This is a genomic window from Desemzia sp. FAM 23989 (assembly GCF_045528345.1).
GTDB lineage: Bacteria > Bacillota > Bacilli > Lactobacillales > Carnobacteriaceae > Desemzia.
Genome location: NZ_JBGQQT010000008.1, coordinates 23982 through 44392, shown reverse-complemented (window position 1 = coordinate 44392; position 20411 = coordinate 23982). Strand labels below are relative to the sequence as shown.

The 20411-nt window shown below is 37.9% G+C and carries 25 protein-coding genes; 24 read left to right on the top strand and 1 reads right to left on the bottom strand.

The features are described 5' to 3' along the window. Positions 1-2: 2 nt before the first annotated feature. Positions 3-923 (top strand): flagellar hook-associated protein FlgL, encoded by a 921-nt coding sequence (gene flgL / locus ACEN36_RS06370; protein WP_407126188.1) that lies wholly within the window; start codon positions 3-5, stop codon positions 921-923. A 127-nt stretch (positions 924-1050) separates the two neighbouring features. Here flgL and ACEN36_RS06365 read toward each other — a convergent pair whose 3' ends face one another. Beyond that, complete coding sequence (locus ACEN36_RS06365) at positions 1051-2421, bottom strand: FRG domain-containing protein (protein ID WP_407126187.1); 1371 nt, start codon at positions 2419-2421, stop codon at positions 1051-1053. 370 nt (positions 2422-2791) lie between these two features. Here ACEN36_RS06365 and ACEN36_RS06360 point away from each other — a divergent pair, with 370 nt between their 5' ends. From ACEN36_RS06360 to fliP, 23 genes are all read left to right on the top strand, one after another. After that, on the top strand, positions 2792-4045 hold the full coding sequence (locus tag ACEN36_RS06360) for a flagellin (RefSeq protein WP_407126186.1): 1254 nt from the start codon (positions 2792-2794) through the stop codon (positions 4043-4045). A gap of 133 nt (positions 4046-4178) precedes the next feature. Beyond that, the gene (locus ACEN36_RS06355) at positions 4179-4538 is read left to right on the top strand and encodes a flagellar protein FlaG (protein WP_407126185.1); all 360 of its coding nucleotides are present in this window, start codon (positions 4179-4181) and stop codon (positions 4536-4538) included. 14 nt (positions 4539-4552) lie between these two features. Continuing rightward, positions 4553-6004 (top strand): flagellar filament capping protein FliD, encoded by a 1452-nt coding sequence (gene fliD / locus ACEN36_RS06350; protein ID WP_407126184.1) that lies wholly within the window; start codon positions 4553-4555, stop codon positions 6002-6004. A 14-nt stretch (positions 6005-6018) separates the two neighbouring features. Further along, positions 6019-6375: a hypothetical protein gene (locus tag ACEN36_RS06345; RefSeq protein WP_131832558.1), complete on the top strand. Its 357-nt coding sequence runs from the start codon at positions 6019-6021 to the stop codon at positions 6373-6375. Positions 6376-6410: 35 nt separating this feature from the next. Further along, complete coding sequence (fliS, locus tag ACEN36_RS06340) at positions 6411-6776, top strand: flagellar export chaperone FliS (protein ID WP_207558015.1); 366 nt, start codon at positions 6411-6413, stop codon at positions 6774-6776. Positions 6777-7352: 576 nt separating this feature from the next. Further along, complete coding sequence (gene flgB / locus ACEN36_RS06335; protein WP_079650694.1) at positions 7353-7730, top strand: flagellar basal body rod protein FlgB; 378 nt, start codon at positions 7353-7355, stop codon at positions 7728-7730. Positions 7731-7745: 15 nt separating this feature from the next. Beyond that, positions 7746-8177, top strand: a complete 432-nt coding sequence (flgC, locus tag ACEN36_RS06330) for a flagellar basal body rod protein FlgC (protein ID WP_407126183.1) — start codon at positions 7746-7748, stop codon at positions 8175-8177. Between the two features lie 76 nt (positions 8178-8253). Next, positions 8254-8574: a flagellar hook-basal body complex protein FliE gene (fliE, locus tag ACEN36_RS06325; RefSeq protein WP_079650581.1), complete on the top strand. Its 321-nt coding sequence runs from the start codon at positions 8254-8256 to the stop codon at positions 8572-8574. A 25-nt stretch (positions 8575-8599) separates the two neighbouring features. Continuing rightward, positions 8600-10201 (top strand): flagellar basal-body MS-ring/collar protein FliF, encoded by a 1602-nt coding sequence (gene fliF / locus ACEN36_RS06320; protein WP_407126182.1) that lies wholly within the window; start codon positions 8600-8602, stop codon positions 10199-10201. Between the two features lie 3 nt (positions 10202-10204). Beyond that, positions 10205-11215, top strand: a complete 1011-nt coding sequence (gene fliG / locus ACEN36_RS06315) for a flagellar motor switch protein FliG (RefSeq protein ID WP_407096147.1) — start codon at positions 10205-10207, stop codon at positions 11213-11215. Further along, complete coding sequence (locus tag ACEN36_RS06310) at positions 11199-11948, top strand: FliH/SctL family protein (protein ID WP_407101982.1); 750 nt, start codon at positions 11199-11201, stop codon at positions 11946-11948. Before fliG ends, ACEN36_RS06310 begins: the two co-directional genes overlap by 17 nt. Before the next feature lie 7 nt (positions 11949-11955). Continuing rightward, positions 11956-13272 (top strand): flagellar protein export ATPase FliI, encoded by a 1317-nt coding sequence (gene fliI, locus ACEN36_RS06305; protein ID WP_407126181.1) that lies wholly within the window; start codon positions 11956-11958, stop codon positions 13270-13272. Positions 13273-13303: 31 nt separating this feature from the next. Beyond that, entirely contained in the window at positions 13304-13738 is a 435-nt protein-coding gene (gene fliJ, locus ACEN36_RS06300; protein ID WP_407096144.1) for a flagellar export protein FliJ, read from the top strand. 31 nt (positions 13739-13769) lie between these two features. Continuing rightward, entirely contained in the window at positions 13770-15149 is a 1380-nt protein-coding gene (locus tag ACEN36_RS06295) for a flagellar hook-length control protein FliK (protein ID WP_407096143.1), read from the top strand. 13 nt (positions 15150-15162) lie between these two features. After that, entirely contained in the window at positions 15163-15609 is a 447-nt protein-coding gene (locus ACEN36_RS06290; RefSeq protein WP_407096142.1) for a flagellar hook assembly protein, read from the top strand. Further along, positions 15593-15964, top strand: coding sequence for a flagellar biosynthesis protein (locus ACEN36_RS06285; RefSeq protein ID WP_407096141.1), 372 nt, complete (start codon positions 15593-15595; stop codon positions 15962-15964). Before ACEN36_RS06290 ends, ACEN36_RS06285 begins: the two co-directional genes overlap by 17 nt. Before the next feature lie 81 nt (positions 15965-16045). Then, positions 16046-16909, top strand: coding sequence for a flagellar hook-basal body complex protein (locus tag ACEN36_RS06280; RefSeq protein ID WP_407126180.1), 864 nt, complete (start codon positions 16046-16048; stop codon positions 16907-16909). A gap of 92 nt (positions 16910-17001) precedes the next feature. Beyond that, positions 17002-17211 carry a flagellar FlbD family protein gene (locus ACEN36_RS06275; RefSeq protein WP_079650629.1) on the top strand — a complete coding sequence of 70 codons (210 nt, stop codon included), beginning with the start codon at positions 17002-17004 and terminating at the stop codon, positions 17209-17211. Beyond that, entirely contained in the window at positions 17208-18029 is an 822-nt protein-coding gene (locus tag ACEN36_RS06270) for a motility protein A (protein WP_407096139.1), read from the top strand. Before ACEN36_RS06275 ends, ACEN36_RS06270 begins: the two co-directional genes overlap by 4 nt. After that, on the top strand, positions 18022-18771 hold the full coding sequence (locus ACEN36_RS06265) for an OmpA family protein (protein ID WP_407096138.1): 750 nt from the start codon (positions 18022-18024) through the stop codon (positions 18769-18771). Before ACEN36_RS06270 ends, ACEN36_RS06265 begins: the two co-directional genes overlap by 8 nt. Then, the gene (gene fliL, locus ACEN36_RS06260; protein WP_407101976.1) at positions 18771-19238 is read left to right on the top strand and encodes a flagellar basal body-associated protein FliL; all 468 of its coding nucleotides are present in this window, start codon (positions 18771-18773) and stop codon (positions 19236-19238) included. Before ACEN36_RS06265 ends, fliL begins: the two co-directional genes overlap by 1 nt. A 28-nt stretch (positions 19239-19266) precedes the next feature. Beyond that, positions 19267-19656 (top strand): flagellar biosynthetic protein FliO, encoded by a 390-nt coding sequence (locus ACEN36_RS06255; protein WP_407096136.1) that lies wholly within the window; start codon positions 19267-19269, stop codon positions 19654-19656. Between the two features lie 26 nt (positions 19657-19682). Beyond that, on the top strand, positions 19683-20405 hold the full coding sequence (gene fliP / locus ACEN36_RS06250; RefSeq protein ID WP_407102037.1) for a flagellar type III secretion system pore protein FliP: 723 nt from the start codon (positions 19683-19685) through the stop codon (positions 20403-20405). The last annotated feature ends 6 nt before the right edge of the window (positions 20406-20411 follow it).

Genomic DNA, 20411 nt, shown 5'->3' with positions numbered 1-20411 from the left:
CGATGCGCATAACAGATTCTTACATGTCTTCTAATTTCCTTAGCAGCTTACAAAATAATTTAACTCGTTTGTCTAAGGTACAACAGCAATTATCTTCTTTAAAAGAAGTCAGCAAACCTTCAGATGACCCCATGTTGGTATCACAAATCATGGACCTGAACAACAGTATTATTCAAAATGAAGAATACATGACGACCATTGAAGATTCCATCGATTTTTCAAATATGCAAGACTCTGCTTATAGTTCAGTTACCGAATCTTTATCTAGAATACGTACGCTGATTCAACAAGCCGGAACAGATACGATGAATAGTGGAGACCGCCAAATTGTTAAAGCAGAAGTTGAAGCCGAAATTCAAACGATGACAGATGCCTTGAATACAAACTTTGGTGGTAAATACATCTTTTCAGGTATGAATACTACAGAAAAGCCTTTTAGCATTGCAAAAGATGCAGCGGGAAATATGACCGGTATTGATTATGCAGGAACGTCTGATAATTTACCTAGAAGAATTGCTCAAGGAGTTCAAATTGAACTCAAAACAGACGGTTCAGCTCTAATGAATAAGCAAGTTACTGAGGAAGGTTCAGATGACTTGGGTATTTTCTTAGCGGATGTACTGACAGCTTTAAAGACAGATAATGTAGATGCTTTATCAGGGAACTTACTTGAAAGAGCAGATAGTAATATTGATCATATTGTTACACAACGCGCAGAAAATGGAGCTGTTTTTAATCGACTGGAAGCCTCTAAAGAACGCAATACATCAGAAAACCTAAACTTAGAATCCATGCGTTCGGGCAAACAAGATATTGATCTAGCCGAGAAATTCATGGAGTACACCATGGAACAAACAGCTTATCAAGCATCTTTAGCTATGGGTACAAAAATTTTATCGACCAGTATTCTAGACTATCTGTAAAAAGATAGTTTTTTACAGATAGTCACACTACAAATAAAGAACCCCAAAAGTTAGAGTACAATCTAGCTTTTGGGGTTCTCTGTTATCTAGTTGTAGTAAGAGAAATTCTTTTTACGGTACTATTCAATTATTCTGAGTATTGTGCTTTAATATAAGTTGCCGCATGTTCAAGATCAGGATAAATGTGATGATCATTAATGCCTAAATGGGCTAATTCAAGTTTTATAATTTCCTTTAAGGCAGAAGGGATGATGTAACGAATAACCTTTTCATGGTGCTTGGCTCTATATTGTTCGATGGAGGATTTGATTCCGTTGGGTGATGAGTCTAAGGAATCCTTTTCCATATCGTATAAACTAGTAATAATGAAAGAACCGTTTTGGTTACTAATTCTTGCATTGTCTATATGTGTACTAACAAAAAAGGCTTGTGTTAGATGGCGAGGATCGATAACGGGTTCAAAGTCCCCTACAGTTGATCGGATTTCATGTAATAAATATTTTACAGAATCTTTTTGGTTGAATTCAGCAATAACGTCTTTTTTGTTATCATTAGAAGCACTAAATTTGTTGCTGAATTCTTTTGAGAGTGTAAATAGTTCTTGCTTTTTTTCAGCATCTATTGCAGCCAATGCGCTAATAATTTCAACGGTATCACTATTATTCGTTTTAACATTATTTTGTTGGGTATCGAACCGAATAAATTCACCATCTAGATGAGGATTTCCTGAAATAGCAAAATATAATGCAACTAATGGGTTTGAGGTGATATCTATTAATCTAGTTGGCATTCTGTAATGTTGCATTTTTCGCAGAATATCTACATGACGATGAACGTTTAAGAAATCTTGATTTGAAGTAGAGATTAATTGATCGTTCATCTGACTCTCGTACTTTTCTAAACCATTTCTATGTATACTTGGAAGTAAAGAATAGTTGACACTACTATGTCCTCGATAAAAAAACAAGTCTTTTCTTTTTTGAAAATCAGAACATGCTTTAATGGTAGATTGTATTTTATGTTGTTGTTTATAGTCTTTAGAGAGTGAGAAGGCATTTTTAAAGTTCTTAGACTCTTCATTTAATTCACAAATAGCTTTTTCTTTAATTTTTTTGATTTCTTCATGAAGTTTTTGTAAAAAAGTATAGGGATTTAAGATGATACGAGCTTCAATATCTTGATTAATAAGGTAATGTTTTTGATTCTTTTCAAGTATATCATGAATGTATTTTTCAGTTTCTACTTTAGTATCAAGCGTTTGTTTATTTTTTTCGATTATATTATTTGTTGTAAAGAGGTTTAATTTTTTTTCTTTTAAAACAATTTCACAATTACGACAAGGATGTTCGATAAAATTTTCTGTATCAACTTTTTCATGGGTACTCTGTTGTCGTCTTACCTCATATAAACTAAAAAAATCTTCGATACATACAAGACCATTCTTTTCAGCTTCCTCTATTAATTTGCTAAACGCTGTTTGTTCATCAATAACTTCCATTTCATCTCTCCCAAAAATATCATTTTTGTATAACCAGATATACTTGTTATTCTAGCACTACTTTACCAAACGAAAGCAACAAAAAGAAGACTGTAATTAAAAATAAGAGTAGCTTATTTAATCCTGAATGATTCAAGGCAGTTATGAGAAGCAAAATAGTCATTTTTTCTATTCTAGACTGCTTATAAAAAAATTTAAATCATTACTTAATGAAATGGCTAATCAACCGATATAGTCTTTGAAGACGCGAACTTCAACAATTTTAATTTTAGAGCATAAAAAAGCAAAAAATACTTAACTACTAAAATGAATGACCGATATAGATTTTGAAGACGCGAACTTCAACAATTATCTTAGGAGGAATTATATAATGAGAATTAATACAAATACAGCAGCAATGAATACTTACTCAAATCTTACATCAGCTAACGCTTCAAAAAGCAATTCATTAGCTAAATTATCTTCAGGTCTACGCATCAACAAAGCAGGGGACGACGCAGCAGGTTTAGCAATTTCAGAAAAAATGAAAAATCAAATCAGCGGAATGACTCAAGCTTCACGTAATGCACAAGATGGCATTTCTTTGATTCAAACTGCTGAAGGTGGCTTAACAGAAACACATAGCATTTTAAATCGTATGCGTGACTTAGCTGTTCAAGCTAAAAATGACACAAATACAGATGAAGATAAAGGCGCAATCCAAAAAGAGATGGATTCTCTTTCATCTGAAATTGGACGTATTTCTAAAGATACTCAGTTTAACTCAAAATCATTATTAGATGGTGGAGCTAAAGGTACCACATTTAATTTCCAAATTGGAGCAAATGCTGGTCAAGCTATTGAACTATCTATTAAAGATATGTCTACTAATGGTTTAGGGTTAACTAGTGAAACTGGACTTACTAAGGAAGCAGCAACAAAAACTGCGGCAGTTAAGGCAGCAGCTTCAGTAGTTGAGGATGATGCAAAAGTTTTAGCTGCACAAAAAGCACTTGATGAAGCTGTAGATGGCGATGCTCTTGCAACACCAGAAAATGTAACAGGAACATATAATGCTGCAAAATTGAAATATGATGAGAAATTAGAAGCAGGAACACTAGATAAAGCAGCTACTGAAGAATTTGCTGAAGCGAAAGCAGTATACGATAAAGTTGTCTCTGAGAAAGATCCTACTGGTGCTTTGAGAGCTGAAATAACAACAACGAAAGAAAAAGCAGCTAAATCTTTAGTTGCATCTGTAGAAGCTAACAAAGTTGCTGTAGCAAACGAAGGAAAAACTGAAATGGCAATCTCAAGTAAACTAAAAGTTTCAACAACAGAAGGCGAAACTGCTCTTACTGCTAAAGACTACGATAACGTAATTGAAACAATCGACTCAGCAATTAAATTAGTTTCTGAAGAGCGTGCAAACTTAGGTGCTGTTCAAAACCGTTTAGACCATACAGTTTCTAACTTAGCTACAACTAAAGAAAACTTGTCAGAAGCTAACTCACGTATTACTGACGTTGACATGGCAGAAGAAATGATGAGCTTTACTAAATCTAACATCCTTTCTCAAGCTTCTACTTCAATGTTGGCTCAAGCAAACCAAATGCCGCAAAGTGTTCTTTCATTATTACAATAATCTTTTCAAAAATAGAATGATGGATAATAGGCCGGCTTTTGCCGGCTTATTATTTATAAGTTGAAAAAAATGTGTAAAACATTTAAGATAAAGAAGATTTTTCTTCTTTTTCATCATGGTGGAGGTGTGGAAATTGTCTGAAATCAATTCTATTCAAGCAAGTAAACCAATAGCTGCTATAGAAAATAAGCCATATACTACTCCTGTTTCTTCGGGAAAAAGCGATATAGAAACTCAGCTCCAATATGATGAAGCAGAAGAGAAGATTACAATGGAACAACTTGAAAAAGCAGTAAATAAAGCAAATGAACATATTCTGGGAGTAAACACCCAATTTCAATATCGAATACATGAGGGAACAGACCGGATTATGGTGAAATTAATCGATACAAAATCTCAAGATGTGATTCGAGAAATTCCACCAGAAAAAATGCTGGATTTAGTAGCAGAGATATGGAAACGAGTAGGACTCGTTATTGATAATCGAAAGTAATGAGGAGATAAATTATGACAAGTAGTTTAAGTTTTATGGGTTCCTACTCTGGGATTACCATGGACACTGTAGAGCAATTAATACAAGCTGAATCAGGAAAATTAGTTCAATATACAAATCAGCAAACGGAGTTAACCAGTGAAAAAAATGCCTGGAAAGACATTAATACTCGTTTAGATTCTTTATATAAGAAATTTGATGAGCTAAAAGAAGCTGCGACTTTCGATACCAAAACGGTTACGAATAGCAATAGCAGTGCTGTTACAGTATCAGCAGGTACCGATGCCTTAGAAGGGACATACAATGTAGAAGTTACTAAATTAGCAACTTCTAGTCAGTTAACTTCGGGCACTATTGAGGCCATGAAAGGTGTTCAAAAATCTACTGATCCTTTAACGCTAGAGGGAAGTTTAGCAATTTCATCTACTTCATCAGAGCTGGATGAAAATGGAGAACCTATTCAAACAACTTTCGAAATAACCGTTAAAAGTGGTGAAAGTTTAAAGGATATCGTCACTAAAATCAATGAAAAAGCTAAGGAAGAAAAGTCTGGATTGCAAGCTTCTATTGTTGATAATCGTATTATATTAAAAGACTCCAATATGGGTCCTAATACAATAGAGGTTTCAGGAGACTTAGCAGCTAGTTTAAGTCTGAACAGCGATAATCCTGATGCCGAACTTTATATTGGGAACGGCTCGATGATGAAGGTTAATGGTATTGAAATTACGCGAAATTCGAATACGATTACTGATGCTGTAGATGGCTTAACGTTTAATTTAGTTGGTGTAAGTGAAAACAACAAAGTAAGTACCGTTAAGGTAGCTGAAGATGCGGATAAAACCACAAAAGCTGTGCAAGCTTTTGTGGATCAATACAATTCTGTCATGTCTTTTATTGGGGATCAATTAGATGTCGGAGATCCATCAGCGGAAGGCAATACAACTGGAGCCTTAGTTGGTGATAGCTCTGTGATGCGATTGCAGACTCAGTTGCGTTCAATGATGACTAGTTCATCTAAGGATTCTTCGCAATCGATTAAAGGATTATCCGATTTAGGAATCGAAGTAGACCGTTATGGAACGGCTACATTGGACACTGCGAAATTAAAAGAACAATTAGCAGAAAACTCCAATAACGTCCAGAACTTCTTTTTTCGAGAAGAACCTGTATTAGATGCTAATGGAGCGGAAACCGGAGAAACAAAAGAAGTTGGTATAGCTTCTCAAATGACGACTTTTATCAATGAATACATTGGTGAAAAAACTGGAATCATTACGACTAAATCTAAAACAATTGATGATATGATTAAAGGTTTGGATGAACAAATCACCAAATTCAATGAGCGCTTAGAAAAGAAACGTGAACGTTACATTACACAGTTCACTGCTTTAGATGTAGCTATGATGGAAGCTGAATCTCAATTGAGTTATTTAAATAGCCAATTAGGAACTTCTGAAGATTAGAAGGGATACAGTAGATGCCAATTAAACAAGCTGATCGTTTTGAAATATTGAACTTGCTTTACCGACAGTTAATGGTCTGGGATGGTACTAGCGTAAATGCTAATGAAATCATTGAGAAAAATAAGTCATTACTGATAGAATTAAAAACAATTGACGTCTTATTAAGCGAACAAGGTAATGGGAAATACAACGAGATGGAACAACAACATGTTGCCAGCATTATTAAAGCGCAACAAGAACTGTTAACGGTCATTAAACATGACCGCACCGACATCTTAGAAAAAATGAAGCAAGTAAATCAGAAAAATAAGATTGTGAATAACTATTATTCTTCTTTTCAACAATCTATTTTTGTGGATAAAGGTATGTAACTCTTAGGGAACAAGTTATAAGGAGAATAGAAATCATGATGCAACAACGCAATGCGCAAAATATCTACAAACAAAACCAAATCTTAAATGCCAGTCCTAAAAAACTCGTTGTTTTATTATATGATGGCTGTATCAAAAATCTTAAATTAGCTGAGATCAGTATTGCAGAAAAGAACTTAGAGCAAGCAAACAATGCTTTGATTAAAGCTCAAGACATTGTTGCTGAATTAGCGGGTACTTTGAACAAGGACCAGGGCGGACAAATTGCTGAAGACTTAAGTGATATTTATGAGTACCTAATGACAAAATTGATTGAAGCCAATCGGACTAAAGACGTCACCATTATTCAAAAGAACCGAGAGATGCTGGAAGAGCTTCGAGAAGCTTGGGCAGAGATCTAATTGTGACAAAAAAAGTTGAATTTTAGACATTCTTTTGTAAAGCAAAATATTCACAAAGAAACTACACTTGAAAATAAGTGTAGTTTCTTTGTTGTCTCAAGGGATAAAAGCTATTTTTTTAATAAAAAAGCGCATTTTATAAAACTGAATGTTACAAAAAATGTCAAAGTATTACTTTGATTTACAAAGGAATTACAAAAATACCGTTGTCAAATAAAAAACGATGACTTATACTTTAAATTGTTGAGATAAACGTTGTCATAAAATAGAAATTATACATAATTTGAATATTTATAATACAAGTGTTGTTTAATAATGGGAATAAAAGTGAGTTTTGGAAATTGAAAAACGAACATTTTTTATTGTTAAGCTCTTTTTTTATGTGAAATACACTAATATCGCTAAATATTTTAATCACCAAAAGAATATTTATACATTTTTTATGAATTAAGTGAAAAGGGTCTTAAAACAAAAGTTACTTTAGTACTGAAAGATCAACTCTTTTGTTTTTTAGCTTTTTTATAAAATATGCATAAAGTAATTTAAAGAAAAATAAATACTGTAGGAGGCTTACTATTGGATACAACATTTGGATTAATCAAAAATGCATTGAATGCTTCGGAACTGAGACAGGAAATGATCTCCAGTAACATCGCCAACGTCAATACGGACGGATATAAGGTCAACAAAGTGGAGTTTGAGAGTCTATTGACTCAAGCATCAAATGGGTTTGCATTAACGAAAACGGATGATCAACATTTTGGGATTGCGGATTTAACAGACGTTCAACCTATTGTGGGGAAAAAGACCAACACTACTGTCAAAGACAACGGCAATAATGTAGATATTGAAGTAGAGATGATGGACCAATCAGAAAACAGTCTTTACTATAACGCATTGGTTACACAACTGAATACTAAGTATTCCATGTTGAATAGTGTGATCACGAAATAACAGGAGGAATGAAGAATGTCTATTTTTGATTCTATGCGCATCAACAGCAGCGGATTGAGTTTGGAACGATTAAAACTGGATACTATTTCGAGTAATATCACAAATGTGAATACGACTCGTACAGAAGAAGGCGGACCGTACCAAAAGAAAACGATCGTCTTTGAAGAAAGCTTGATGCAAAAAACGTCCGATTTGGCGGGAACAATCGGTCAAAAGAGCTTTGGGGTTAAGGCAACGGGTATTGAAGAAAGTGACGAGATCGTAATGGAATATAATCCAACACACCCAGATGCAGATGAATTTGGGTATGTTTCGATGTCCAATGTCAATATGGCTGATGAAATGGTGGATATGATGAACACGATCCGTACGTATGAAGCTAATGTAACAGCCACTAACGCCAGTAAAAGTATGCTGAGTAAAGCGTTGGAAATTTCAGCTCGTTAAGAAAGAAAAATATGCGCAGTGGTTGCGTATAGTATGAATAAGTCAGCGTAAAAGATTGTTATGAGGGAGAAATGAAATGAACGTAGATGCAATGTACAGTAGTTTATTGAACGGGATCACAAGCACGGATAGTTTGGCTAGTTCAAATGCGGCAGCAGCAAATGGAACAGGTGAAGCGCAAGCTTTTGAGAACGTATTGAGCCAAACTATGGAAAGTTTAAATGGTCAACAAGCAGCGTCAGATAATGCTATTACAGGATTGATTACAGGTGATGTGGATAACTTACATAATGTTATGATTCAAACGACTGAAGCTCAACTTTCTTTAGAATTGGCTATTCAAGTACGTAATAAAGCACTTGAAGCGTATAACGACGTTAAAAATATGCAATTCTAATAAATGTTGAGGAGAATACGTCTAAATGAATAACATAAAGGAAACATGGGGGAAAGTACAAGCTGGCTGGCAAGCTATGGATAAAAGCAAAAGAATTCAATTAGGAGTTATTCTTTTAGCCATTATCTTGGTAGTAGGAAGTCTTACATATTACACAAAAAAAGTCGATTACAGCGTGTTGTTTGCCGATATGGAAGCAGCGGATGCAGGTGTGATCGTAGAGGATTTGGAAGCGCAAGGTGTAGCTTACAAGTTAGAAAATAATGGAACAACTATCATGATCGATTCTTCTTTAGTCGACAAATACCGGATTGAATTGGCTATGAACGATATGGTGCCGGCAAGTTCTGTTGGGTTTGAGATATTTGATACGTCCAGCATGATGGCAACGGATGAAGATCGCAGTATTATGTACCAGCGTGCGGTTTCTGGCGAACTGCAACGTGCCATCACAGCATTGGATTCTGTCGATGGTGCGCAAGTGATTTTATCGATGCCGGAAGACAGCGTGTTCGTTGATCAGGAAAATAAAGCAGAAGCGTCTGCTTCAGTGGTGATCACACCGAGAACAGGTAATCTGTCTGCTTCAGAAGTTCAAGGGATTGCTTCCTTGATTTCAGGAGCGGTGGATAATTTGCCGCAAGAAAACATTAAAATCGTGGATACAAACGGGAATTTGTTGAGCAGTGTCTTAGGAAATGAAGGCTTGAACTCAGTTGATTTAACCAACCAATACCGTGATATTGAAGCGAAATACGAACAAGAACTGATCAGCAAATTAAAAGAAACATTGGGTCCAATATACGGAGTGGAGAATTTAACGATTTCAGTCAATGCTGCTATGAACTTTGATGCAGTGGAAGAAGAAGCTGTTAATTACGATCCTAACTACACTCCAGATGGAGAAACCACAGAAGGCCCTGTTGTCCGCAGTGAAAGTGTACAAGCCAGCGGCTCAAACATGGGGATTGATGAAACAGGCGGAAACGATAACGTAAGCAATGTGATTGTAGAAGGTGAAGCTGAAGAGGGGTCTAGCTACAATCGTACGGTCAACAATGAAATCGACACAACTACGACCCGTACAGTTAAAGCGCCGGGAACCGTGACATCGTTGTCTGCTTCAATCGTTTACAACGGGAACTTAAACCTTGACCAGTCTGCTCAAATCGGTGAGATTGCACAAATGACGATCGGAGCAGATCCAGATAGTATCGTGATACAAGGTATTCCTTTTGTGAACTCAGACACAAACGAACAAGTGCCGATTGGTGAAAATATCCAACAAGACTTGATTGCTGCATTGAAGAAAAACTGGCCTTACGCGGCTGGTGGAATCGGATTGATCATTTTGCTGGTTCTCTTATTGAAGATTTTTAGAAAGAGAAAAGATGATGAAGACGAATTCGATGACTTTTATAAGGATGAAGAGGAGAGCAGCGCTCAATCGATCATGAGAGAAAACGAAGCTTTGATTGCGAAAAAAGCAGCTGAAAAAGAAGAAGCTGATTTGAAACTGCAATTGAACAGAACCATGAATGAAAAAGAAGATAAAGTGAAAACGATGGCCAAAGAAAACCCTGAAATGGCCGCAGATTTAATCAAAATTTGGATGAAGGAAGAGTAGCGGATGGAAAATGAACAAACAGACGGCTTGAAAAAAGCCGCTATTTTAATGATTACATTAGGTTCTGAAGCCTCTTCTCAAATCATGAAGATGCTGCCGGACAAGATCATTCAAAAAATCAGTTATGAAATTGCCAATATCGATTACGTAAAACCGGAAGAGCGGGATACGATCGTCAATGAATTCATTGAGATGCAGCAAGCTCGCGAATACATTATTGATGGCGGGATCGACTATGCGAAAAATTTATTGAATAAGGCTTTAGGACCTCAACGGGCAAAAGAAGTAATCGATATGCTGAATCAAATCCAATTACGTGAGCGCCCATTTGATATTGCGCGCAAGGCGGATCTTCAACAATTGACCAATCTTTTACTGGGCGAGCAACCTCAGACAGTAGCGTTGATCTTATGCTACATGCAGCCTGAAAAAGCCGCTAATGTATTAGCTGAGTTTCCGATTGAACAACAATCGGAAATCGCTGAGCGGATCGGGACAATCAGTCATACGTCGCCTACGATCATTGAAAAGATCGAAAAAGTGATTGAAAATAAATTCTCCAATTATGTGGAAAACAATACGGAAGCTGTTGGAGGCGTACAAACGTTGGTAGAGATTTTAAATTCTGTTGGCAGAAGTACCGAGAAAAATATTATCCAAGTATTGGAAGACAGACAGCCTGAATTGGCGAATGAAGTCAAAGCAAACCTATTTACCTTCGAAGACATTGTTACGTTGGAACGCTCGGATGTACAGAAAGTCCTTCGTCAGGTCAACAAGGACGACTTGTTATTGGCGCTTAAAGGAGTATCGGATCAAATCAAAGATTTTGTTTACAGCAACCTGTCCAACCGTCAAGTAGAAACAATGAAGGAAGATATGCAATTCTTAGGACCTGCTCGTTTGTCACAAGTCGAAGAAGCGCAACAAAGTGTTGTGGCGGTTATTCGCAAGCTGGATGAACAAGGTGAAATTTATTTGAGAAGAGGAGAAAGTGATGTCATTATTTCATAATGTGATAAAGGCAGATCGAGCTTCTCAAGAAGCACAAGTGGCAGAGATCACCACAGACTTTACTGTATACAAAAAAGAACCTGCCAGTTCTGCAGAATCGGGACCCATCAGTGAGGCACAGACTAAAGTAAACCGTCTCTTAGAAGCAGCAGCGCAAGAAAAAGAACAACTGCTGCAAGCTGCTCAAATAGAAGCAGAAAATATTAAGGCTATTGCTCAACAAACGGGTTTTGAAGCGGGAAAAGAGCAAGGTTACCAAGAAGGTTATGCAGAAGGATATGCTGTGGCTACTGAAGAAGGGGAACGAGCTACCGCAGCACTGAAACAAAGTGCCCAGCAAATGGTGCAGCAAGCGGAAGAACTAGTGAATCAATACTATGTTGAAAAACAGGAACAATTGATCCAATTAGCAGCTACTATGGCGGAAGCGATCGTCCATCAAACCATTGATGCTTCTTCAGAGCAAGTATTGGAATTGGTAAAACCTCTGTTGATTCGCATGAACAAAACAGAAAAACTGATTACCGTAACGGTTCGCCCAGAACAATCTGAATTGGTCCAAGAGAAATTAACGGAATTGGAACAAAAAAATCAGGAAGTTCGATTTGTAGTGTTAACGGATCACACATTGGAAAAAAACGGCTGTGTGATCGAAACAGCTCATAACATTACTGATCTGCAAATAGGAAAACAACTCGACAAAATGGTAGCAGAAATGAAAACAATGAGGTGACGGTAAAGTGATAGAAATTCCTTTTGAAAAGTATGGAGCAGTATTAAAAGAGAAAACTTATACCTTGAAAATGGGGAAAGTCAGTCAAGTTACCGGGTTGATCATTAAAGTAGAAGGCTTAGATGCTTTTGTTGGAGAGGTATGTGAAATCCTCATTAAATCCAGCAGCCGAATGGCGTTGAGTGAAGTGGTTGGATTTGTGGATGAGACGGTCCTTTTGATGCCGTTGGATGAAGTAGAAGGAATCGGACCTGGTTGTTTGGTCCGTCCAACGGGAACCACACTGAAAATTGAAATCAGTGAAAATTTGTTGGGAACAACCATGGACGGCTTGGGTCGCCCAATGTATCAAGATATTGAGATCAATGGTGAAAACTTTAATGTAAACCAAAGTGCGCCCAATCCTTTTACACGTATGAAGATCAAGGATGTAATCTCAACCGGGATCAAAGCAATCGATGGGTTGCTGACAGTTGGTGAAGGCCAACGGGTCGGGATATTCGCCGGTTCCGGGGTTGGGAAAAGTACATTGCTTGGGATGATCGCTCGTTACTGTGAAGCGGACATTATCGTCATTGGGCTGATCGGAGAGCGTGGTCGTGAGGTCCTGGAGTTTATTGAAAAAGACTTGGGTCCTGAAGGCTATAAAAAATCCGTTGTAGTTTGTGCGACTTCAGATATGCCGCCTTTGGTTCGTTTGAAAGGTGCTTCTGTAGCAACAGCAATCGCAGAATATTTCCGAAACCAAGGGAAAAAAGTGGTCTTGATGATGGATTCGGTCACTCGTGTAGCGATGGCGCAGCGGGAGATCGGGTTGGCAACAGGAGAACCGCCAACATCAAAAGGGTATACACCATCGGTATTTACGACTTTACCGAAACTATTGGAGCGAAGCGGTATGTCCGATAAAGGATCGATCACCGCGTTTTACACCGTTTTGGTTGAAGGGGACGATATGAATGAACCTATTGCAGATACGGTGCGCGGGATCTTGGATGGACACATCGTCTTGTCTCGGAAAATTGCCTCGGAGAATCATTATCCGGCGATCGATGTCCAAAGCAGTATCAGTCGTTTGATGAAAGAAATTACAGATGACACCCATTACCAATTATCCGGAAAGCTGAAAGAAAACTTAGCGATCTATGCGGAATCAAAAGATCTGATTGATGTAGGAGCTTACCGTCAAGGAAGTAATCCATTAGTAGATCGTGCGATCCAATTGAATCGTCCGATAAAAGATTTCTTGAAGCAAAATGTGGATGCACCTTCTACATTTGAAGAGACAAAGGCGGCCTTGAGTCAAATCATGCAAGGTGCTTAACAGATAAGAGAAAACAGTTGAGGTGAAGCAAGTGGCAAGTCAGAAATTTTCAATGGAAAAAATCTTGGATTGGCGTTCAGACATCGAAGAAATGGCTAAGCGAACAGTAGGCCAAGTACAAGTAAAAATCGAAGCTCAAAAAGCAGTATTGGAAGATTTGATTCGGGAGAATACTAAAATAAAAAATGATCAGCTGACGACAACAAAAATCAATGATTTACGCCACCAGCAATTGTATAAAGCGTTGCTGGACGAAAAAATCATTCAGCAAAAAAATCAACTGGATTTGACTCAAAAAGAGTTGGAAGATGCACAAGCTAAATTAGTTGAAGCACATAAAGATAAAAAAGTGATGGAAAAATTAAAAGAAAAAGAATTGTGGTCAGCTCTGGAATTAGAAAAAAAAGAAGAGCAACAGCAATTAGATGAAATAGCTACACTAAGTTACGGACGCTCATTTTATTAACCTCAGTACGATTTGAAAGGAGGTGAAAACTATGCAAGCCATACAAGCAGCGACCACGATACATAATACAACTGAACCAGCAACAGGGCAACAAACGACAGCTGTTGAAAAAGCTGCCTTTTCCGAGCAATTGGAGCAATCAATAGACCAACAAGCCAAAAAAGCAGAAGACTCTGTCAAAGATGATTCAAGTTCAGATCAGTCATTGGAAACGGATGAAGCTGAGCAAAACGCTGAACAAATGGAGCTAAGTGAAGACGAAGTAAAGCCTGATGCAGCATTTTTATGTTATCAACCCTTTCTAACAGCTGAACAACAATTGGCCGTTCGTTTTAAACATGTATCGGTCGAAAAAGAGATAGAGCAAAACGATGGTCAAACGACTGTTGAGCCGCTTCAACCACAAAATACCGCTATGCTGAATCGTCTCGAAGTTGGGCTGAAAGCAACTGAAGCTGTATTGCCTGGAGAAAAGAATGCAGTTCTTCCTATTTCGTTAGATGGAACACAAGATACAGTGGAAACAGAAGTAAAAAAAATGTTGCCGGATACTCTTCAAATAGTCGATAAAACAGCTGGGCCACATTTAACTGATCAAACTGTTTCTTTAATAACAGATAAAATGCTAGATGCAGGAAAACCTGTTGAGCAAGCTGTTGTAACAGAGGACGGTCAAGAAGCTTCAGCAATGCAAGAAAAACCAGCAGTTGGACAACAGAATCTGTCTGTGTCTTCTAATCAACAAAGTATCGTAGATCCACTTGTTGCAGAAGAAGCGGCTGAATTAAAACAACCTCCAGTAGTTGAAGGTATGCAAATGGAAATCAGTGATTTGGATGTGCAATCTGATTTGCGTTTGAAAGTCACAGCGGCAACAACAAGCGACTCGTCTTTCGCACAACAACCTGTAACTCAAAGAGAAGTGCAGTTACCTGTAGCTTTGAACAGTGGAAGTCTGTCAACAAATCAACAAGTATTGTCTCAAGCTATCAGTGAGGTAGTGATGGATCAAGTCACTACGCTGAAAGATGGTCAACAGACAATGGCTCGACTCAGTCTGACTCCTGAAACACTAGGACACATTAAAATTGAATTGAGAATGAGAGACAGTCAATTGCAAACAACGATCGTAGTAGAAACTACGGAAACAAAAGAGCTGCTCGACAGCAGTATGCAGCAATTGACAACGAGTCTGGCACAGAAAAATATCCAGCTCCAAGACGTATCGATTCAATTGAATCTGCCTCAAAACTCAAGTTTTACATTTGCGGAAAGCGGTTCGCAACAAAACGCACAGCAACAAGATAGTGAACAATCAGCAATGTACTTTGACCCTGTAGAGGAAATCGGTCATCCAAAAACAAATGAGGAAGAAGACTCTACTACAGGAAGGTTGAGTATTTTAGCCTGAAAGGAAGAAAATAATGGATATTCCAACAAGTTTTAATATTGGATCTGTAAGCAGTATCAGAGGAACAAAACAAAAATCCAACTCTGAATTGAGTTCAGAAGACTTTTTGAAAATCATGGCGGCGTCTATCAGCAACCCTCCTCTTTCAGGTGGAGAAGGTGGCAGTAGTGATGGAGGGAGCAGTGATTACATCTCACAAATTGTTCAGTTCAACATGGTGGATCAGTTAACAGCTTTAACGGAAACCACGACCAATAATATGCTGATGATGCAGCAGCAACAAGGATTAGATCTATTAGGCAAAGAAGTAAAAGTGCTTGATGAAACGACTTTTGTAACGGGAACAGTTGAAAAAGTGAAGTTCACGCAAGGATACGCTACTCTTCAAATCAACGGAACCGAATATGCCTTAAATGATGTGGTAGAAGTAGGTGTTCAAGCGAATGACCCTGCGAATTGATAGTCAACAAACTCACGCGTTTAACTCTAACAAGTCGGTTAATCCGAAAATCGACCGGACGTTCAGCACGTTCTTATCTGAAGCTGCTCAACAAACTGTCAGCACGAAAGAGATCAAAATCTCTAACCATGCTCAAAAGCGCCTAGATGAAAGAGGGTTGCAGTTGGAAGATAATGACATGGAAACCTTGGAAACAGCCTTTGACGAATTGAATCAAAAAGGTTCTAAAGATTCCTTGATTTTTTTCAAAGATATGGCATTGATCGCAAGCATTGATAATCGAACGATCATTACAGCTCAAAAAACGAGTGAAATGCGGACAGTCACCAATATAGACAGTGCAATATATATTTAACTAATTATTTGGCCGGACCTAACGGAAGCCAATGACCCATGGACCGAATGAAGTGGGTACAACTGAATGGAGGAAATCAACATGTTAAAATCATTATACTCAGGCGTTACAGGAATGAAGAGCCAACAAACAAAAATGGACGTTATCTCAAATAATATTGCAAACGTTAGTACGACAGGGTTTAAATCAGGACGCGTGCGTTTTGAAGATATGATCAGCCAAACGAATGCTAATGCTCAAGCAGGCATCAATGCTCAGCAAGTCGGATTAGGGGTGCAAACTGGTTCAATTGATACAATCATGACAGGTGGTTCTTTGCAAACAACCGGAAGAGCATTAGATTTTGGGATCGAAAATGGCGACAGCTCATTCTTTACGGTAAGTGGAGATGGCGGAGTGAACAATTCTTATACACGTGACGGTGGTTTCTATACCGATTTTAACGGCAACTTGGTTACATCAAGCGGCTTGAGTGTGATGGGTTATGCTGCTGATGCAGATAACACAGGTATTGCTGAACCTAGAGTAATGGAAGCCTTAAATATTCCTGCAGAACATCCAACTGTAAATGATGCAGATGGAAATCCAGTTAAATTGCAAAACTATTCAGTAGATAAAACAGGAATGATTACAGGGACTTACAGTGACGGTAAAGTTTACACTATCGGACAAATCGCATTGACTAGTTTTTCCAATCCAGACGGTCTAGAAAAAGCTGGCAGTAATCTATATAATGCTACAGCCAACTCTGGAGAACCTGTACTTGGCGAACCAGGCGAACCGGGATTTGGTAATGTGCAATCTGGTTTCTTGGAAATGTCTAACGTGGATCTAGCCAATGAATTTACCGATATGATCATTACAAACCGAGCATATCAAGCCAACTCAAGAAGTATCACTACTTCAGATTCAATGTTGGAAGAATTGATTAATCTGAAACGTTAATTACTAGATACCTAAAAAGGGGCACTTAATGAAGGCCACAATTGATAAGTCCTTCATTAAGCCAGTCTCTAACAACGAAATGAGGTTGATGTATGATTGCTTTAACATCTGTGTCAGGAAAAGAATTTTATTTGAATTGTGATTTGATTTACCGGGTGGAACATACTTTTGATACCATCATTACTTTGGTAGACGGAAAAACGATTCGGGTTGTGGATTCTGAAGAAGACATTGTCAAAAAAATGATTGCTTATAAACGCAAAATACACAGTCCATTTCCAGAGAGCGAGGAAAAAGCATGAAGAAAAATATGGTTCCTTTAATTGGAATAGTTGTAGGAACTGGACTACTGATTTGGTCGATCACATCTGGCGGCCCATTTGCTGCCTTTTTAGATGCACCATCACTTGCTATTACGCTGGGTGGTTCATTTTGTGCATTATTGGTTAGTTTTCCATTAAGTGATGTAAAAAAGATGCCGACTATTCTCAAAAAGTTAATGTTCAGCCCAGACACCAATGAAGAAGAACTGATCAATACCCTTATTGAAATTTCTAAAAAATCGAGAAGCCAAGGGATTTTAGCGATTGAAAATGATATCAAAGAATTAGACAATGAAATGCTGGTTTATGGATTAGAAATGGTAGTAGATGGATCTGACGCAGAAGATATCCGTGAAATCATGGAAATCAAAGCAGAGAATATTGAAAAGAGACATAGCGTCGGACAAAATATATTCAATAAGTGGGGAGAACTAGCCCCTGGTTTTGGGATGTTGGGAACACTGATTGGATTAATCATCATGTTGGGGCAATTGACTGATCCAAGTACTATTGGTTCTGGTATGGCCACAGCATTGATCACTACTTTCTATGGAAGTTTCTTAGCCAATATGATTTTCTTGCCGATAGCGAATAATTTAAAAATGCAGACAGAGGCAGAAATGCAATTGTGTGAAATGACGATTGAAGGAGTTCTATCGATTCAAGCTGGACAAAATCCGCGGGTCATTGAACAAAAGTTGAAAAGTTACTTGGCCGATTCTAAAAATGGTGTCGATTCTGAAGCGAGCAGCGATAAACTAGACGGCGAATTTTCAAAGGAAAAAAATTATGGCTAGAAAACAGAAAAAAAAGATAGATGTAGAAAGCGGAGGCTCTCCGGGCTGGATGACGACCTTTTCTGATCTAATGACTTTGTTGTTAACGTTCTTTATTCTTCTTTTCTCGATGTCCAGTGTCAGTGATACTAAATTCGACCAAGCATCTGCGTCAATGTCTTTGGCTTTTACCGGTCAAGACGGTTTATTGCCTAAAGAAACGACTGTAGTTCCGGATGATACTGGAGAAAAAAAGGATATCGATGGCGTTAAAACAACTGGGGATGAAATTCCGCCTGAATTAGTTGAAATGTATGAAAAAATGGAGCAGCTGCTGCATGAACAAGATATGGATACGACTATCGGCATTGAAGTGGACTCAGAAGGGATCTATTTAGACATTAAAGATTCGATTCTCTTTTCACCAGGGAGTGCGGATATCGTTGGTTCCGGAACAGAGACCTTGAACAATTTAGCTGAATTGATTCAACAAGTAGACAACGAAGTCATTATTGAAGGATATACAGATGACGTTCCAATGAGTAATGAACAATACGACAGCAACTGGGAACTGTCAACATCCAGAGCCGTTTCTGTATTGCGGTATTTAAGTGAAGAAAAAGCGGTCGATCCAACACGATTATCTGCTAGAGGATACGGTGAACATCACCCGATTGTACCGAATGATTCAGCGAAAAACAGAGCAGAAAACAGACGAGTCAATATCGTCATATTATATGAAGAATTTGAGGAGGGAAGTTGATGGAAAATGAGACTTCTAAACCAAAAAATAAATTAAAGCCTATTTTGATCGCTGTGGTCATTTTATTGGTCTTAACGATTGGAACTTTATTAGGAATTGGATTTAGTACTGGAAAAATTCAAGAGGTAACGGCAACTATGTTTGACTCAAGTGAAGAGATCACTGTTCCGTTAGATCAGTTTCTGGTCAATTTAACACCTGGCGAAAGCAACAGAGATCAATATTTACAAATTGAATTATCCATCTTCAGTGCGCAAAAAGATGCAGAAGCAACACTAACCGAGAGAATGCCGCAAGTTAGAGATGCTGTCATCACGGTACTGAGAAATAAAACGAGTGATTCCTTATATGCAACAACTGAAGACGGAACATTAGTGATCAAAAATGAAATAAAAGAAAAAATCAATCAAGAAATTGGAACGAGTTTAGTAAGTGATATCTACATAACGAACGTCGTTACACAATAGAGAGTCAGAAAGGAAGAGGAGTTAAAGAATGGGTTTTGGAACAGGGCTTGAATATGTCTTTAAAAGTGTTTTAGCATTGATCGTGATCATCTTTCTGGCAAATAAGTTTTTACAATATTTAAATTCTGTGATGAAGAAACAGGCTAAAACCATTCAGGTTATTGAACGGATGCCGATCAATAAAAGTTCTTCATTATGCATTGTGGAAATGCTGGGAAACTATTATTTAATGAGCTTTACAGAAGGACGCAATGAGATTCTTAAAGAATTTACCACAGAAGAAAGCCAAGCGATCGTAGCGATGCAGACAGAAAAAGTGGCTCTTGGGGAACAAAAAATACCAAATGCAGAACAGTTTAAAGATGTATATGCAAAAATTCAAGAAAAAATTCAAACTTATACTGAAAAGAGGAACTAGAATTGTTGAAGAGAATCTTGCTTGTTATGGGCGGAATAGTAGTGTTGTTTGGGTTTCCCCAACAAGTAGGAGCAGCAGAAATTATGGACAGTGTAACTTCTGCTTTGGAGAGTGGAGCAGGAGAAAATGCCGAGACTGTTCAACTGTTCTTATTGCTTACCCTGTTAAGTTTCGGAACAGCATTTCTTGTTTTAACAACAGCTTTTACCCGAATCGTTGTGGTATTATCTTTTACCCGAAGTTCACTTGGAACACAACAAAATCCGCCAAATGTCGTGATTATGGGACTAGCTTTGTTCTTAACACTTTTCGTCATGCGTCCGGTAACGGACGAAATTATGGATGAGGCCATCACGCCTTATTTGAATGATGAAATCACAACCGAAGTTGCTTTAGACAGAGCGGAAGATCCGTTAAAAGAATTTATGGCAGCACAAACGCGTGAAAAAGACATTCAGTTATTTCTAGATATCTCTGGCGAAAGTCAGCCGGAAAACCTGGAAGATCTGCCGATGATGGTTTTGACGCCCGCATTTGCGATCAGTGAATTACGGACTGCCTTTACTATCGGGTTTCTGATCTTTATTCCCTTTCTAGTAATCGATATGGTAGTGGCCAGTATCTTGATGTCCATGGGGATGTTCATGCTTTCTCCAGTCATGATTTCCTTGCCATTCAAGTTGTTGTTGTTCGTTTTAGTAGATGGATGGTATTTAGTAGTTGAATCCCTTGTTTCAGGATTTCAGTAGAGGTGC

Coding starts and splice junctions, on each gene's coding strand:
- flgL (WP_407126188.1), top strand. CDS start 3: ATGCGCATAACAGATTCTTACATGTCTTCTAATTTCCTTAGCAGCTTA.
- ACEN36_RS06365 (WP_407126187.1), bottom strand. CDS start 2,421: ATGGAAGTTATTGATGAACAAACAGCGTTTAGCAAATTAATAGAGGAA.
- ACEN36_RS06360 (WP_407126186.1), top strand. CDS start 2,792: ATGAGAATTAATACAAATACAGCAGCAATGAATACTTACTCAAATCTT.
- fliD (WP_407126184.1), top strand. CDS start 4,553: ATGACAAGTAGTTTAAGTTTTATGGGTTCCTACTCTGGGATTACCATG.
- ACEN36_RS06345 (WP_131832558.1), top strand. CDS start 6,019: ATGCCAATTAAACAAGCTGATCGTTTTGAAATATTGAACTTGCTTTAC.
- fliS (WP_207558015.1), top strand. CDS start 6,411: ATGATGCAACAACGCAATGCGCAAAATATCTACAAACAAAACCAAATC.
- flgC (WP_407126183.1), top strand. CDS start 7,746: ATGTCTATTTTTGATTCTATGCGCATCAACAGCAGCGGATTGAGTTTG.
- fliE (WP_079650581.1), top strand. CDS start 8,254: ATGAACGTAGATGCAATGTACAGTAGTTTATTGAACGGGATCACAAGC.
- fliF (WP_407126182.1), top strand. CDS start 8,600: ATGAATAACATAAAGGAAACATGGGGGAAAGTACAAGCTGGCTGGCAA.
- fliG (WP_407096147.1), top strand. CDS start 10,205: ATGGAAAATGAACAAACAGACGGCTTGAAAAAAGCCGCTATTTTAATG.
- ACEN36_RS06310 (WP_407101982.1), top strand. CDS start 11,199: ATGTCATTATTTCATAATGTGATAAAGGCAGATCGAGCTTCTCAAGAA.
- ACEN36_RS06295 (WP_407096143.1), top strand. CDS start 13,770: ATGCAAGCCATACAAGCAGCGACCACGATACATAATACAACTGAACCA.
- ACEN36_RS06290 (WP_407096142.1), top strand. CDS start 15,163: ATGGATATTCCAACAAGTTTTAATATTGGATCTGTAAGCAGTATCAGA.
- ACEN36_RS06285 (WP_407096141.1), top strand. CDS start 15,593: ATGACCCTGCGAATTGATAGTCAACAAACTCACGCGTTTAACTCTAAC.
- ACEN36_RS06280 (WP_407126180.1), top strand. CDS start 16,046: ATGTTAAAATCATTATACTCAGGCGTTACAGGAATGAAGAGCCAACAA.
- ACEN36_RS06275 (WP_079650629.1), top strand. CDS start 17,002: ATGATTGCTTTAACATCTGTGTCAGGAAAAGAATTTTATTTGAATTGT.
- ACEN36_RS06270 (WP_407096139.1), top strand. CDS start 17,208: ATGAAGAAAAATATGGTTCCTTTAATTGGAATAGTTGTAGGAACTGGA.
- ACEN36_RS06265 (WP_407096138.1), top strand. CDS start 18,022: ATGGCTAGAAAACAGAAAAAAAAGATAGATGTAGAAAGCGGAGGCTCT.
- fliL (WP_407101976.1), top strand. CDS start 18,771: ATGGAAAATGAGACTTCTAAACCAAAAAATAAATTAAAGCCTATTTTG.
- ACEN36_RS06255 (WP_407096136.1), top strand. CDS start 19,267: ATGGGTTTTGGAACAGGGCTTGAATATGTCTTTAAAAGTGTTTTAGCA.
- fliP (WP_407102037.1), top strand. CDS start 19,683: ATGGGCGGAATAGTAGTGTTGTTTGGGTTTCCCCAACAAGTAGGAGCA.